Genomic DNA, 14,463 nt, shown 5'->3' on the forward strand with positions numbered 1-14,463 from the left:
ACCATAAAATTAGGATTTGTACGACTTAAGCTCGTTATTGGTTGGGGAATTCAGGATATAAAGCGCAAAAATGAGCCTTAGCTTATTCTAATGACTAATAATACTATATTCTCTAAAAACAAAAACCCCCTTCAAAAGAAGGGAGTTGATAGATCTATTGTTTAAACTACTTCAACCGAACCGCAAAGTCTGGACGGAACCATTGGTGAGATTGGATCGTTACAGATTGACCAGGTTGAGGGCTGTGGATGTACTTGCCACCGCCTAAAGACAAACCTACGTGGTAAGTTGATCCTGGATTACCCCAGAAAACTAAGTCTCCTGCTTGAGCTTGGTCAGAACTGATCCGTGTCCCGGCAAATTCTTGGCCAGTAGTTACACGTGGTAATTGACGTCCAACCTTGTTGTAAACATATTGAACGAATCCAGAGCAGTCAAATCCAGCTGGTGTAGAACCACCCCATACATAAGGTGTTCCAATATATTGTTTAGCAATTTCCGTTACAGAAGAAGCGTTAGCAGCTGGTGCTGGCGCAACTTGACGAGCTGGAGCAGCAGGTTTTGGAGCTGCTGGAGCCGGAGTAGCTGGAGTTGGCGCTGGCGTAGCTGGTTGAGCTGGCGCTGGAGCTGGTGTTGCAGCAGGCGTTTGAGCTGTTTGGCTTGGTTGAGTAGCAGGTGCTTGAGTTTGAGCTTGAGCATTTGCTTGAGCTTGAGCTTGAGCTTGAGCTTGAGCCTCCGCTTCTGCTTTTTCTTTAGCTTCTGCTTCAGCTTGCGCTTTTGCTTGCGCCTCTGCTTCTGCTTGAGCCTTAGCGGCAGCTTCTGCTTCTGCTTGTTTACGAGCAGCTTCTTGTTCAGCGATAACTTGTTGTTCTACGACTTGTGCGTCAGAAGCAAGTTTATTTGCTTCAGCTTGTAAAGCACCGGCTTGGCCATTCAAATTATCCTTCAAGCATGCTAATTCATATGCATATTTTTCTTGCATAGCTTGTTTAGCATCTAACTCTTCTTTAGCTTTATCCAATTCTTGTTTTTGTTGTTTGTGTTGTTCAACAAGTTTGTTGTTGGCTTTGATCATTTCAGAAGCCACTTGGCAACGGCTAACAACTTCTTGGAAGTCCTTACCACCGAAGATGAAATCTAACAAGCTCATGTTTGAACGTTTTACTTGGATAGAACGTGCTTGTTGATCAACTTTTTCTTGACGCTTGTTAATTTGTTCTGTCTTAACAGCGATTTCTTTCTTTAGTTGGTCAATTTCTTGAGCTGTTTGGGCTTGCTTAGCCGCAATTTCTTCTGCTTGTGCTTGAGCTTGAGCCATTTGGTCGTTCACGTAAGCCAAGTTAGCTTGGTTTTGTGCTTGACGTTCTCTAATAACTTGTAACAATTGTTGGCTGCTTACGCCAGCAACTGTTTGTGGTTGGTTATTTTCGTCATCAGCATGAACTGATCTTGGCGCAACTGAACTTACAGCAAGCAGCGAACCGGTTAATAATACCGCTAAAGATTTCTTCATCTCGTGTGTACCTCCTAAATAATCGATCCCGACGTCTCGTCGTTTACTTTTTTATACGAAATTCATTAGTCTGTCAATAAGGCCTTTAACCTTACTGGATAAATCATACCATAGTAGGCTCTTAAATAAAGTGAATTATAGCAATCGTATCTTAACTGTAACATTTTTGTAATTTAAGACCTGAGTCTGATATCCTTTAGGACTATAGGATGTCGACGTTTTCACAACGATCCTATTTTCCCTTTTATCGTTTCATTCTTATACGGCATCTTTTTCGAGACTTTTTTATTTTACATGAATTAGTCTATTAGGTCAAAAAAACTTAGTTGAGTAGCTTTCAACTAAGTTTTTCTATGCTAATTTTTTTAGAAAAAGCCTGCAATTTATGTGTCTTTTTTGTTTGCTATAAGCTGGAAACTGGCACAAGATAAATGAGGTCATTTGCCTCCATTACTTCTACTTATGCCTTTTCAACCATTTAGCTCCCATTTTTACCACTTGATGGGCCAGCCTTTTCCCAGTTTTGAGCCTATCAAATAATTTCGTCGAAGAATGTTGCTGTGGACTTTCCCCTTTTATCAATCTTTCTGCTCTATCTAATATAGCTTGATGAAATGCTTTATCTTCTTTTCCTTCCTTTATTTCCTTTTCCTCTATGCGCTCCGTCTGGCTAGTCGAGTTTGAGGCGTCTTGATCATTTCTTTGCCTAGACTCCTTTAGTCGATCCGACAGGGAGTAATGCTGTTTGAGACGTGACTTTGTTTTTTGACTTAAAACTTTACCGAGTTCTTTTGCGTCTATGTCTTTCCCTTTCGCCATCAAGGCCAAAATTTCAATGTAAGAATAGCCCAAAGCTGTCGTTAATGACGCTGCCGTCGTTCCACTGATAACGGCACCGACAATCGTTCCTAGACCAGGCAACATTTTCGTTAAATTAGCCACAATATACCGCCCTGCAAAAGTCGCTCCTGTTGTTCCACCGACCGCCCCTAATACAGCTGACAGAGTTGCTTGATCCATCGTCACCCCAAATATAGCTGTAATATGTGCCATCATAGTAATTTGCATTGGCACTAAAAGGCTAGCATCTGAAAATGGAATAGGGGCGAAACCAATCCCAAAAGTGGTGTAAATATATTTTTTGACCCACCTTCTCGCTTCCTTGGTTTTTCGAGCAATATCAATTTGTTGAACATTAGTAAAGGCTATACGATTTTCTTCCGGAATAGATTCAAAAGATGCTGCGATTAAGTCTTCAAGACCCCATCTAGGAATAGTGACATCTTCATAAATAGGAAAGGGTTCAGCCATAACTGGATAGATGCCTTCAATCGGCAAATGTATCCCTTCGATAAAATGTTTAAATTCATTAGCTGAAGTTCCCATTGATTGGGTTAAGACAACGATAACAGGGACATATTTTGCCAAAGCTTTAATCAGGCTGATTTCTTCATCTTCAATCCTATTAGTTTGGGAATTTATGCAATAGTAAACTAGGTGTATTTTTTCTCCTTGATATTTTTCATTCTTCGTAAGTGTTTCAAGGAGTTCTTCCCGTATCACTTCACGTACATTCTCGTCTAGCTCCAATCCCCTTGTATCATACAAAACCATGGGCACACCATCTTTAAAGAGGCGTTGCACATATTGGGTCACTGGCTTCCCTACCCCAGTAGTGGCCATTTTTTCACGGAAGAGGTTATTAATCAGGGTACTTTTCCCTACTCCCGTCTTCCCCACTACCATAATACGAATAGTAGGCATCTTATCCACATGATCTTTTGTTTGATGGAGCAACTCGCTGACCATATTAAAATCTATCGTTAAAGACATGCCTGTCCTCCTCTTACTTAAAACAGCTATTCAGGACTACAATTGTCGTCAAAATACTACTGTCCTTTCCGTTTGACGTCATTCTTTCCATTCAATAGATCTAGTATATAACACTTTTAATCCAAAGCACTCCTGCCAAAGACTGATCCTCCATCAATTTTACTCTTATATGTCGAACTGCCCCCTAGCCATTAGCCAGGGAGCAGTTTATCGACAAAACTCTTCTTATCCTATCCATTTCACTATAGCCTATGCAATTTGCTACAGCCAATGGATCTAGTTCTTTCCTATAAATTAATTCTACTCTATGAACTTCATCTAGACTATGGAACTAATGCTATCCTAGTATGAGTAAGTCTAGCTTATACAATTAGCAAGGCGGTCTAGGACTTTCTTCAATTCTTCTGTCGTTGCAGACAAATTCACTCGCACAAATCCACGTCCAGCCTCCCCAAAAGTAGATCCATCTGTGAAAAAGATGTCCTCGTCATACAGTCTGTCCATCAAACTATCTAAATCTTCCACATAAGCTTCCAAGTTGACCCAAGCCAAATATGTCCCTTCCATTTGTGCCATGTAAGCCTTTGGAAGTTTTTTCGACAAAAAGTCTCCTAAAACCTGAATATTTCTTTCAACCAAAGTCAAGTAGCCCTCTAACCAAGCTTCTCCCTGAGTGTAAGCAAGCTCCATTGCTTTTAAACCTAGAGCATTAGCGCCATGGCACGCATTTAACTCCATCTGTTCCTCAAACTTTCTTCGTAATTCTTCATTGGGAATAATAATAACGGATGTTTGTAGGCCTGCTATATTAAAAGTCTTACTTGGAGCGGTAAAGGTCAGCACATGTTCTTTCGTCCAATCGTTCAATTGCGCTAATACCTGATGAGTGTAACCCGAACGGATCAAATCATTATGGATTTCATCACAAGCAATGATGACTCCATATTTTTCTGCAATGCTCGCTAATCGAGTCAGTTCATCTTTAGTCCAAACCCTTCCTACCGGGTTATGTGGCGAACAAAAGAGCAACAAAGTAATACGATACTCTTTGATCGCTTCTTCTAAGCCATCAAAATCAATCGTAAAATGATGATCTCTTCCTTCCTTTAAAGGAATATCCACTAAAAGGCGATCATGCAAGGTCACGGCTCTATAAAACGGAGGATATACCGGTGTAAGAATAGCCACTCCTTCCCCTGCTTTGCTAAAAGCTTGGACAGCATAATGCAAAGCGGCTACCACTCCACAAGTAGTTAAAATCCATTCTTTTTTTACAGGGAATTGGTGGTGTTTAGCCTGCCAATCGATAACGGCTTGATATTGAGCATCTGTCATCGATGTATAGCCTAAAACCGCTTCATCCAAATAGGCTTTCAATCCTTCACGAATTTCTGGCATCAGTGGTATATCGCTATCAGCTACCGAAAAGGGAACAACCCCTTCCCTTACATCAGGGCGTAACTCTCTCATCGCCATCCACTTACGACTCCCTTGTTTCAAGCGGTCTACTGTTGTTTCAAAATCATATATCATCCTAAGATCTCCTTTGCTAAGAGTAGCGCACTTATCAAGCAACTATTTCTGCCTCTACTCTATCATAAATACCAAAGGATTTTTGCCCTTTTTTACGCTTTTTCTAGCCTAGCAAGGCAATTTATCCATCTCCACTTTTACGTTTTTTAGCTTTACACTTATTTCCGATATTCCCTCTCTTGTTAAGGAAGCTTCTAACCAATTTCACCCGCAAGCTTAAGTCACTTGCTTGATTCCAAATTAGAGATTACACTTGCCATTACACCGCCAATATTCCTAAATCTATCAACAGCAGTATCACAAAAGCGCTTTGAGCAAAATTGTTGTATTATGTTCACTCTTTTTATTATTTTCATGATAAACCCGTATAAGCTATTGCTATTTCCTCATTTCATCACATCGTCATTTTTAATCATATTTGTTAAAACTTTATATAACCCATATCCAATGCATAGCAGACTGACATTTATACTTTGTATGGTAAGCACGTTCAATAAATAAGAATGTGCCACAACATTCCCAATACACGCGATTAAAACCACCGCTGTAATTAATGCTATATTTGTAGACTGATGTTTTATCCCCAGAACTATTGAACATAAGAGGATAATCACACTTACCAGTACCGTTAATATTGAAGTGCTACAAGAATATAATAGAATAGCAAAAACACGCGCGGGGACACTAAATATTTTTGCCCCCTCAAACACAAAAATATATGCCGTATTCAGCAAACATATACAAGCCAAAAACACTGACGAATACCTATATATTAATCCGAGTGTTCTTTTTTGAAAACGTTTTCTCTTCCTGACGGATATATATATGACCTTTCTCTGAAATCCCCCGTATATCTAACAACCAATCTTTTGTCAATGATATATATGCCATATATCGTTAAAAAACTCAAGGTTACCGTTGATGCCAATACAGCTATTCCTTTTCCACTTTTCAAAATAAAGTCCGCATCTATTTCTTCAAACTTCCCTACGATCGAGAAAAAAGCCAATGAAAAGATATGAATAACAATAGTCCACAAAGCTATATTTTTAAAGCTTGTTTTCGAAAAATGCTTTTCATAGCTATTCATCATCCTCTCCTCCCTTCATCATTTCAAAAAATTCATCCAAGCTATTGATACCTTTCTCAGGAAATAGATTTACATCTTCTGAAGCTATTATTTTCCCACTATCCAACACGATGACTTCATCAATAATATCTTCCAGCTCTCTAAATGAATGGCTTGAGATAATTACTATCTTATTATTTTGTTTAAAATCATTCATTACTTTTTTTAAATTATATATACCAGTTCTATCTAATCCATTAAAAGGTTCATCCAGCAACAGTAAATCAGGCCGATGAGATAAAGCAAGTGCTATATTTAATTTCTGCTTCATCCCAAGTGACAGGTCGGATATTTTGGCATTAAGATTGGTATTTAATCCTAGCCTACTAAGAAAACTACTTATACGATTAATTTCTGGGATACCCATATAAAAACAATGCTCTTCAAATATCTCTTGTATAGTACACTTTTCATAAGCTTTAGGGAAAGGCATGACAACGCCCACACGTTTAAAAAAGCCATCATTTCTGTAATTGCTTTCTTCGATTCCATCGATATAAAACTTGCCACTATATTTAGTTAATCCTAATACCGTCCTAAAAAAAGTTGTTTTCCCCGCTCCATTGTCTCCGATAAGACCATATATTTTATTTGGCATAAAGCTGAGGTTAACATCCTCTAAAACAGTCCTGCCTTTTATAACCTTGTTTAGTCCCTCTACTCTTAAATACATAATTTATCCCCTCCTTGTTAATACATACAATGAGGACAAAAAGGAAATACTTCCCCAAAATAAAATAACAATATAATTCATTATTTTAAAATCATCTAATCCAAATAAACAAAATCTTATAATTTTGCTTACTGGAACAAATGGGAGATAGTTATATATATACGCCATACACATAGGTAATCTATCCGCTGAATAAACTATTGGTGAAAACATCAAGCTTCCCATCATAATAACTTGAGTTATTAAGGGCACAATATTCGCTGGAAATAAGTAGGCAATTGAAAAGCCAAAAAAAGTTAATGCCATCATTATAAAGATCAAACTTACGCAACTAACCATATTTATTTGTGGATTCATATTGAAATATAGTGAACCAACAATCATAGAGGCAAAAATACCCGGCAAAGAAATTACTCCCCATATAAATAAATCTGCCATTATAATGCCCACTCGTGCTATCGGTAGAGTTTTTTGATAATCTAACACTCCATTTTGTTTTGCTTCACTTACAATTTGGGGAGACAAAACACAAGTGATTGCTATAATATTTATAGTAATTGCCCCAGTGCATAGAAAAGTCCTTGATATTTTATCAACAGCATTGGTGATAAAAGAGAACCCATATATTACTGATACCGATAACAACATTTGAACTATAACAAATGCAGGTATATAAACTTTATGTCTAATTAAGCTCCATTTTATTAATCCTACAGAGCTGTTATATATATTTTTTATCATTTCTACCTACTATCTCCTCATAGCTGTCATACAAAGAGCCAATCTTCATCCAAATACTAAGTAGATGCCTACTATTTAAAAGTTTCTGATCTATTTTCATATCAACTTGAACACTACCTTTGTCAAGTAAAATATACCTGTTTGCATACCTTTCCACTTCTAAAAGGTTATGTGTTACGATTATGATTATTTTTCCATTATCCGCAAGTTTTCGTAAATATTTCCACATAAGAACCCTTCTTATAGGATCCACATCATTTGTGGGTTCATCTAAAACTATTATCGGAGAATCATCTGTAACACTTATCGCAAAAGATGTCAGCCTTTGTAGTCCTCCAGATAATTTTTCCCCCGATACATTTTTCCATTTATTTATTTGCAAAAAGTCAATGATATCTTCAGCTTTTCTTTTCGAATTTTCCCTTGAATACCCTTTAACTCTTAAAACACTTTCAATAGATTGAATAACTGAAACTCCTTTAAGAGGAAGTTGAAATTGTGGCATTGACGAAACTAGTTTCCTTGCAATTGCAGGTTTATTGGTTACTTCCATCTGATTAACGAAGATGCTCCCACTTGTAGGTTTTATAAGCCCTATCATCTGATTTAATAGGGTCGTTTTTCCTGCCCCATTGTGACCTATAAGCGCTGTTATTTCTCCAGATTTAAATTCCAGTGTTATATTATCATTGGCTTTCATGTTATTTTTATACGACTTACTCAGATTTTTGACATATAAATTTGTAAAATTCATGGTTTTCCCCCCATCCATATAATCAGCTTATATAAACAAGGTACCGCCCAAAACGTCAACATATATACATCAATCGACATCCCAACAACTTTCATAGTTCTCCAAATATAGCACTCTTTTTCAGTTAGTAGTTTTTTTTTTTATAATCTGTATCTATCATTGGGTTGTCTAATAACATCATTACAAAATACAAAACGTTATATTTTAACTACGCTGCGTAACTATTAAATGACAATCCACCATGCCGTTGCATTTGCACTTTCTGCTTTACGCACTTTAATATTTTTCATGTCAACAATCTCCTTCTTAATTTTTTCATTATTCATCAGCTGATATAGTAGTCCTACTTTTGTACATATCACTGGTATCCATCCAAACAGAAGCATACCCTTGGTATGTTTCTATATATTAACATACCAAGGGTATGCTAATCAACACCTTAATAACAATTTGTATATTCATAACAAACTTATCTCAATAAAAAAACGCATGGTGGATATTTAGCTTCCAATCATGCGTTATAAATACTGGCTATTAGGTAATCAATCTTCCATTTTACTGATCAATTCCTCATCGAATAACTTGACCCCGAATTTTTCTAACATCATGTTAATTACTTCCATTTTATTTGATACTTTTATTTGCTCATTTTGCCATATCAGTGGATTTAACCATAAATTCAGTAAAACAGCAATCATTTCTGCTGTTTCATTTGGATATTTAGTTCTTATACTACCATCTGCTATACCTTCATTTATTATAGGCTGAATATACCGAGGAATTGTTATATCCCTTATTTCAATAATAAAGGCCGAAAGCAATTTAGGATTATCCAACAAATTAGGAGACATGCGTGTGATAGCTTCCATGTTTTTGTTGTCAAAACTTGATTTTACGATTTTTATTAGTTTTTCAGCTCCCAGTAAACTTTTATCTCTTTTTATTTCTTCAAAGATTTGTATGTTTTTACTTCCTATCTCACTGACAACCGAATTAAAAATATCTTCCTTAGATTCAAAATAATGATATATTGCCCCCTTGGTTAATCCATCAAGTCCATTTATAATATCTGAAATTCTAGTTTCTTCGTAACCCTTTGTTATAAACAGTTTACTTGCTACACTTATAATTTTATTTCTAGTATTTTCTTTATTATCCATCGTCCAATAGCCCTTCTACATTAAACTTGTTTCGTTGTACTATTCTCATAAAAATCATCAAAAGAGAATACATCGTTAGGTGTACAATCAAGTGCCTTACATATTCTTTCTAAATTTTTCAATGTTATCGGCTTATTCTTGCCCATTTGTGCCATAACATTTGTGGTAAGCCCAGCCATAGCAATGACATCTTTCTTTCTTAATCCTTTTTTTGCAAGTTGTATCCACAACGGTTTATAGTTAAGTGTCATAAAATTCCTCGCTATTCTTTAACTCATTCTTATTATATCATCTTATATTGGCTGCGTTCAATTTTTTATTGATTCCATAGGGATACCTCTATACTTTCTGGCCACATTACTCTTTATCTTAATATAAACCTCTTCACCAAAAGACTAGCCGCCCTTTTCCAAAAGGATCCTTAGCAACTTGTCTGACATAAAAAACAGCCTCGTCGGAATCTCAAAAACTCCCACGAGGCTGTTCTATTCTTTAGATTAACTCAATTTAGTCAATAGTAATATTTAATTTTTCTTCTTCTGGCAAGATGAGGTTCAAGGCTACACCAGACAAAGCACATAGGGTTGTCCCAGATAAAGTCACTAAACTTCCTAAATGTAAGACTGCTCCACCTAAGCCAAGCACTAGCATAGCTGAGGCAATGATCAAATTACGAACTTGTTTAAAGTCCACACGGTTTTCAATCAACACTTTCAACCCATTAGAAGCGATAACCCCATAGAGTAAGATGGACATCCCGCCTAGGACACAGTTTGGAATCGTGGCAATAATCGCCGTAAACTTTCCTAAGAAGGATAGCCCCATAGCAATGCAGGCAGCTCTTTGAATAACACTTACGCTAGCTACACGGGTCAAGGCTACAACCCCTGTATTTTCACCGTATGTCGTATTAGCTGGACCTCCCAAGAAGGCAGAAACAGTCGTCGCAATCCCATCCCCAACTAAAGTCCGTTTCAATCCTGGGGTCTTTAAAAATTCTCGACCACAAATCTCACTTAAGACGGTATGATCCCCAATATGTTCAGCAATAGTCACGATAGCAACTGGAACGATCGCCCAGCTTTCCGGTCCAAAATACAGATTGTAGTGATCAAAGTAAGGTGTCTTAAATGGCAAAATAAATTGTGGGGCTTGGATCCATTTAGCTTCAAGCACTGGAGTAAAGTCGACTAAACCAAAGGCAAGAGCTGTTAAATAACCTCCAACAATACCGAAAATGAATGGGATAATTTTGATAAAGCCTTTCGCTTTCGTATTAATGAAAGCAGAGATCAAGAAAGTCACCACAGCAACCAACATCCCTCTCCAATCCCCTTTTTCAACAAAACCTGCATTTTTTACCGCAGATCCGGATAGTCCCAAGCCGATAACGATAATCATCGGTCCAATAACAATTGGTGGTAAGAGGCGGTCAATCCAACGAGTTCCTAAATATTTAACAAAGAAAGCTACGATAACATAAACCAAACCCGTTAGCATAATCCCTGTTTGAGCTGCTTTAACGTCCCCGTGCATTTGTTTCATCGCAAAAGCCATAGCTGTAATAAAGGCAAAGGATGACCCTAAATAAACAGGCACCTTATACTGTGTAGCAAAGCCATAAATCAAGGTCCCGATTCCACTAGCAAACAAGGCTACCGATACAGGCATCCCCAAAATCAAAGGTACCAAGATCGTCGCCCCAAACATAGCAAAAACATGTTGCACACTCAAAAGCCAACCCAAACCAGCTGACGGTTTTTGATCCACATCATACCGCAAATTGACATTATTTGTTTCTAATTCCACGTGTCTCTCTCCTTTTGGGCACAAAAAAGAGCCCTTTCTTTCCTAAAGGACCCGCTTGACCGGTCATATCGAGCGAGAAACTCTCCCCAACTCGCCATAACTCTCAACTGGTTGAGCTTTTTTTGCCTCACGGGACAAAATTAAAAGTCCTTTAATCTTTGATCATTTTACCAAAACGCCCCAACTTGTCAAGTGATTCCAGTTACTTTCCCTTAATTTTTTAAAGTCTCTTTCACCGGAAGTCATCTTCCCTCAAATTGGTTTTCATTATCTTATCACTATATTTTTAGGATAGCTTAAAAGCAAAAAAGAGCAGCCTTTTACTCCGCCTTACTGACGTAAAAAAATTCTGCTCCATTTAACTTCGCTAAAGGCAAGCGTATCAGTCTAACTTATTTACCCGTCAGTCTATCCGCCTAACACCTTAGCTAGCAGCCAATCGCCCATCACTTCCGTTTCCTTATCATATCGTAGACTTGAACGGGTTCTTTAACCGGCATTTGACAGATCATCATGGCATGAGGTGCACGATCAATAGCTAGTCCATTTTCATCCTTTAGCTCTTCAACCGTTTGGGTAAAGTGGCGCATACCTGGCCCGTAAAATTCAACCTCGTCCCCGCAGCCAAAATTATTTCTTTGTTGGATGGTCGCTATCCCACTTGCTTCATCATATGCTATGACTTGGCCTACAAAGGCATATTGAGGAATCTTGCGACGTGGACCAAAGAGTTGTTCCTCTTCAGTAGGCGTCCCGTAGAAGAAGCCTGTAGCGAGTTCTCTTTGCGCAACTTTCCACAACTCATCCACCCATTCCTTTTTCAATTCGTAATGATCTGGATCAGCGCAATAAGCATCAATCGCCTTCCGATAAACATTACATACAGTAGAAACATAGTGAATAGACTTCATCCGGCCTTCTACCTTCAAGCTATCGATCCCCGCTTCCACTAAATCAGGAATATGCCCTAGCATAGATAGGTCAACCGCACTCATAGAAAAAGCTTCTTCCACGCCATGTTCTTCTCCAATAGTATGTTTGAGCCCTGGCAAGTCCATATCAAACAAGCCGTATTTCCAACGACAAGACTGAGCGCAGCCTCCACGGTTCGCATCACGGTTCGCCATATGGTTACTTAAGACACAACGCCCAGAATAAGAAATGCACATTGCCCCATGAACAAAGGCCTCAATTTCCACATTCACTCGTTCCCGCATATAGCGAATTTCTTCCATACTAACTTCCCGAGCCAAAACCACCCGTTCTAAGCCCTCATCTGCCCAAAAATTGAGGGTTTGGTAATTGGTTGCACTAGCCTGTGTAGATAAATGAATCGCTAGGCCTGGAGCTTCCGTCACTGCAATTTCCATTAAAGCTGGGTCTGAGACTAATACCGCATCTATCCCTAAATCGCGAACAGTCCGATAAAATTCCCCTGCCCCCTTTTCATCTCCTTCATGTGTAACCATGTTAGAGGCCAAATAAATTTTTGCTCCATGCTCGTGCGCATAGTCTACTGCTTCTTTCATTTCTGTAAAATCAAAATTACCTGCACGACTACGTAAACCATACGCCTGCCCCCCAATATAGCAAGCATCTGCTCCATAATGAATCGCCATCTTTAATTTTTCTAAAGTACCACCTGGAGCTAATAGCTCTGGTTTTTTCGTAATGACGCGGCCCATGCCACTCCTCCTCATTCTTACTGTCTTCATACAAAAGTCCTCTATACCGGACTCCTTCTCCTACTCTTATCTATTAAGCCAACAAAGACTTCTCCCTGATCATCTCTATCAGTCATACCAGTTGCTTTCCCTGGCTTATCCCAATCTTCTTTGTCATCTGCCTTAACTTGCTTTCATCAATCGGATAGAGGCCTCTGCTCATGAACTTAAAATAGACGACTAAGGCTATTGCACTTCTTTTGGATCCTTAAAGTAAAATCCTGTATCAAAACTCCGATTAGCTCGATGGTAAGCATTTAAACTTCGATTAGCTTCTTCTGCACCTTCTTTAGTCCAACTACCATCTAGCACTGCTTCTACTTCTTTCTTAAATATCTCCACAATCGAGACAAAAGATTCAGCATCCGTAAATAGCCCATCCAATTTAAGCTGTCCTGCTCCCATATCTAGCAATTCTTTTAATTGACCGATCATATTTAAATCATTGCTGGCAAATATATGCGTGCCATTCATGTCTTGGTAGATGGAATAGTGCGTATTTGGCTTCATTGGTTCGCTCAAAAAAAGATCTCTTTCACGAGTTACTTCTTCATCTTCATGGACATAATTGAAGTAATTTTCAAGCAAAGGCCGTTTGGATTGGTGAATACAGGTCGGTCCATATACTTGCACCTCTACTGGAACAATAGCCTTTTCTATAATCAGCGCTAGTTCTTCTCGAGGAATTTCCCGAGCCACAATAGCGCTCTTAGCTCCACGTTTAGCCCAGAAATTAATTTGCTTGGCATTCGTCACCATTACTTGCATGTCATAACGAAAGTCTGGATGCCTTTCTAAGCCTTTCATCACTTGCACGACTCCAGGATCGCCAACTGTGATAGAATCTGCCCCTTTTTCGTTTAAAAAGCGCAAATACTCTTCTACTCTTTCGATGCGATCATTATGAAATATTCCATTAACAGCAAGATCTGCCTTTTTACCATATCGATGAGCTAGGTCTATCAATTCTGCTTGTTGCTCTCTAGAGAAAGATTTTTTCAAGCGCAAGCCAAAATAATCCTCCCCAAATTGAATACGATCCACTCCTAATTTCAGTAAAGCTTCAGCCTGCTCTAAAGATTCTACTGTCGCAATAATTTCCGGTGTCACCTTATTCCTCACTTTCATGTTTTTTCCGCACATGTTTCCTTGGTTTTTCTTCAAAAGATTGGTAGCGCCCTTGCTCTTGCATTTGCTCATACAAACGTTCAGCTTGAATCTTTCTTTCACGATCCGTCACCCACTTATGGGCAAATGGAATAGCAAAAGCTCCAACTAAAACACCTACACCTACACTGGCCCATCGTTCCATTCCACAAGCCATCGCAATCACCATGGCTGCTATCCCAATGATCATTCCATAATTCTTTTCTAACACAATAGTTTCCCTCGCTCTAACTTGTCTCTCTTCTTGGCATGAAGTCTATACTATCAGTTTTTCGCCCTTTATGCTAGAAAGAAGGCTCAAAATAAGCCACTTTCCCCTTCTTCTCTAACTTTTTGTCATTAGCTCACTCATCCTCTATTATAGCACGTCGAGTGTATCATATTGTCTAATCTCTTTTCTCCTCTTATTTACCTTCCTGAGGGATTC

General features: G+C 38.4%; 14 protein-coding genes. All 14 read right to left on the reverse strand.

Annotated features, from left to right (window positions below):
* Nucleotides 1-166 precede the first annotated feature (166 nt).
* The gene (locus D3H64_RS07965; RefSeq protein WP_121565721.1) at nucleotides 167-1,513 is read right to left on the reverse strand and encodes an NlpC/P60 family protein; all 1,347 of its coding nucleotides are present in this window, start codon (nucleotides 1,511-1,513) and stop codon (nucleotides 167-169) included.
* A 456-nt stretch (nucleotides 1,514-1,969) separates the two neighbouring features.
* A complete protein-coding gene (locus tag D3H64_RS07970; RefSeq protein WP_121565722.1) occupies nucleotides 1,970-3,346 on the reverse strand; it encodes a GTPase in 1,377 nt (458 codons plus the stop codon).
* A gap of 357 nt (nucleotides 3,347-3,703) precedes the next feature.
* Nucleotides 3,704-4,879 carry a MalY/PatB family protein gene (locus D3H64_RS07975; RefSeq protein ID WP_121565723.1) on the reverse strand — a complete coding sequence of 392 codons (1,176 nt, stop codon included), beginning with the start codon at nucleotides 4,877-4,879 and terminating at the stop codon, nucleotides 3,704-3,706.
* Between the two features lie 772 nt (nucleotides 4,880-5,651).
* A complete protein-coding gene (locus D3H64_RS07980) occupies nucleotides 5,652-5,972 on the reverse strand; it encodes a hypothetical protein (RefSeq protein ID WP_147429908.1) in 321 nt (106 codons plus the stop codon).
* Nucleotides 5,962-6,681 (reverse strand): ABC transporter ATP-binding protein, encoded by a 720-nt coding sequence (locus D3H64_RS07985; protein WP_121565725.1) that lies wholly within the window; start codon nucleotides 6,679-6,681, stop codon nucleotides 5,962-5,964. Before D3H64_RS07985 ends, D3H64_RS07980 begins: the two co-directional genes overlap by 11 nt.
* 3 nt (nucleotides 6,682-6,684) lie before the next feature.
* On the reverse strand, nucleotides 6,685-7,422 hold the full coding sequence (locus tag D3H64_RS07990) for an ABC transporter permease (protein WP_121565726.1): 738 nt from the start codon (nucleotides 7,420-7,422) through the stop codon (nucleotides 6,685-6,687).
* The gene (locus tag D3H64_RS07995; RefSeq protein WP_233554923.1) at nucleotides 7,403-8,176 is read right to left on the reverse strand and encodes an ABC transporter ATP-binding protein; all 774 of its coding nucleotides are present in this window, start codon (nucleotides 8,174-8,176) and stop codon (nucleotides 7,403-7,405) included. The genes D3H64_RS07990 and D3H64_RS07995 overlap by 20 nt, the downstream gene beginning before the upstream one ends.
* Nucleotides 8,177-8,400: 224 nt before the next feature.
* Entirely contained in the window at nucleotides 8,401-8,538 is a 138-nt protein-coding gene (locus D3H64_RS10265; protein ID WP_158589255.1) for a hypothetical protein, read from the reverse strand.
* A 180-nt stretch (nucleotides 8,539-8,718) separates the two neighbouring features.
* Nucleotides 8,719-9,336, reverse strand: a complete 618-nt coding sequence (locus tag D3H64_RS08000) for a TetR/AcrR family transcriptional regulator (RefSeq protein ID WP_121565727.1) — start codon at nucleotides 9,334-9,336, stop codon at nucleotides 8,719-8,721.
* Nucleotides 9,337-9,356: 20 nt separating this feature from the next.
* Nucleotides 9,357-9,587 (reverse strand): helix-turn-helix transcriptional regulator, encoded by a 231-nt coding sequence (locus D3H64_RS08005; protein WP_121565728.1) that lies wholly within the window; start codon nucleotides 9,585-9,587, stop codon nucleotides 9,357-9,359.
* 256 nt (nucleotides 9,588-9,843) lie between these two features.
* Nucleotides 9,844-11,145 carry a uracil-xanthine permease family protein gene (locus tag D3H64_RS08010; protein WP_121565729.1) on the reverse strand — a complete coding sequence of 434 codons (1,302 nt, stop codon included), beginning with the start codon at nucleotides 11,143-11,145 and terminating at the stop codon, nucleotides 9,844-9,846.
* A 446-nt stretch (nucleotides 11,146-11,591) separates the two neighbouring features.
* Nucleotides 11,592-12,830 (reverse strand): U32 family peptidase, encoded by a 1,239-nt coding sequence (locus D3H64_RS08015; protein ID WP_121565730.1) that lies wholly within the window; start codon nucleotides 12,828-12,830, stop codon nucleotides 11,592-11,594.
* 225 nt (nucleotides 12,831-13,055) lie between these two features.
* On the reverse strand, nucleotides 13,056-13,997 hold the full coding sequence (locus tag D3H64_RS08020) for a peptidase U32 family protein (RefSeq protein ID WP_121565731.1): 942 nt from the start codon (nucleotides 13,995-13,997) through the stop codon (nucleotides 13,056-13,058).
* Nucleotides 13,981-14,247: a hypothetical protein gene (locus D3H64_RS08025; RefSeq protein WP_121565732.1), complete on the reverse strand. Its 267-nt coding sequence runs from the start codon at nucleotides 14,245-14,247 to the stop codon at nucleotides 13,981-13,983. Before D3H64_RS08025 ends, D3H64_RS08020 begins: the two co-directional genes overlap by 17 nt.
* Between the last annotated feature and the right edge of the window lie 216 nt (nucleotides 14,248-14,463).

The sequence above is a fragment of the Atopobacter sp. AH10 genome (assembly GCF_003664595.1).
Classification (GTDB): Bacteria; Bacillota; Bacilli; order Lactobacillales; family Aerococcaceae; genus Atopobacter.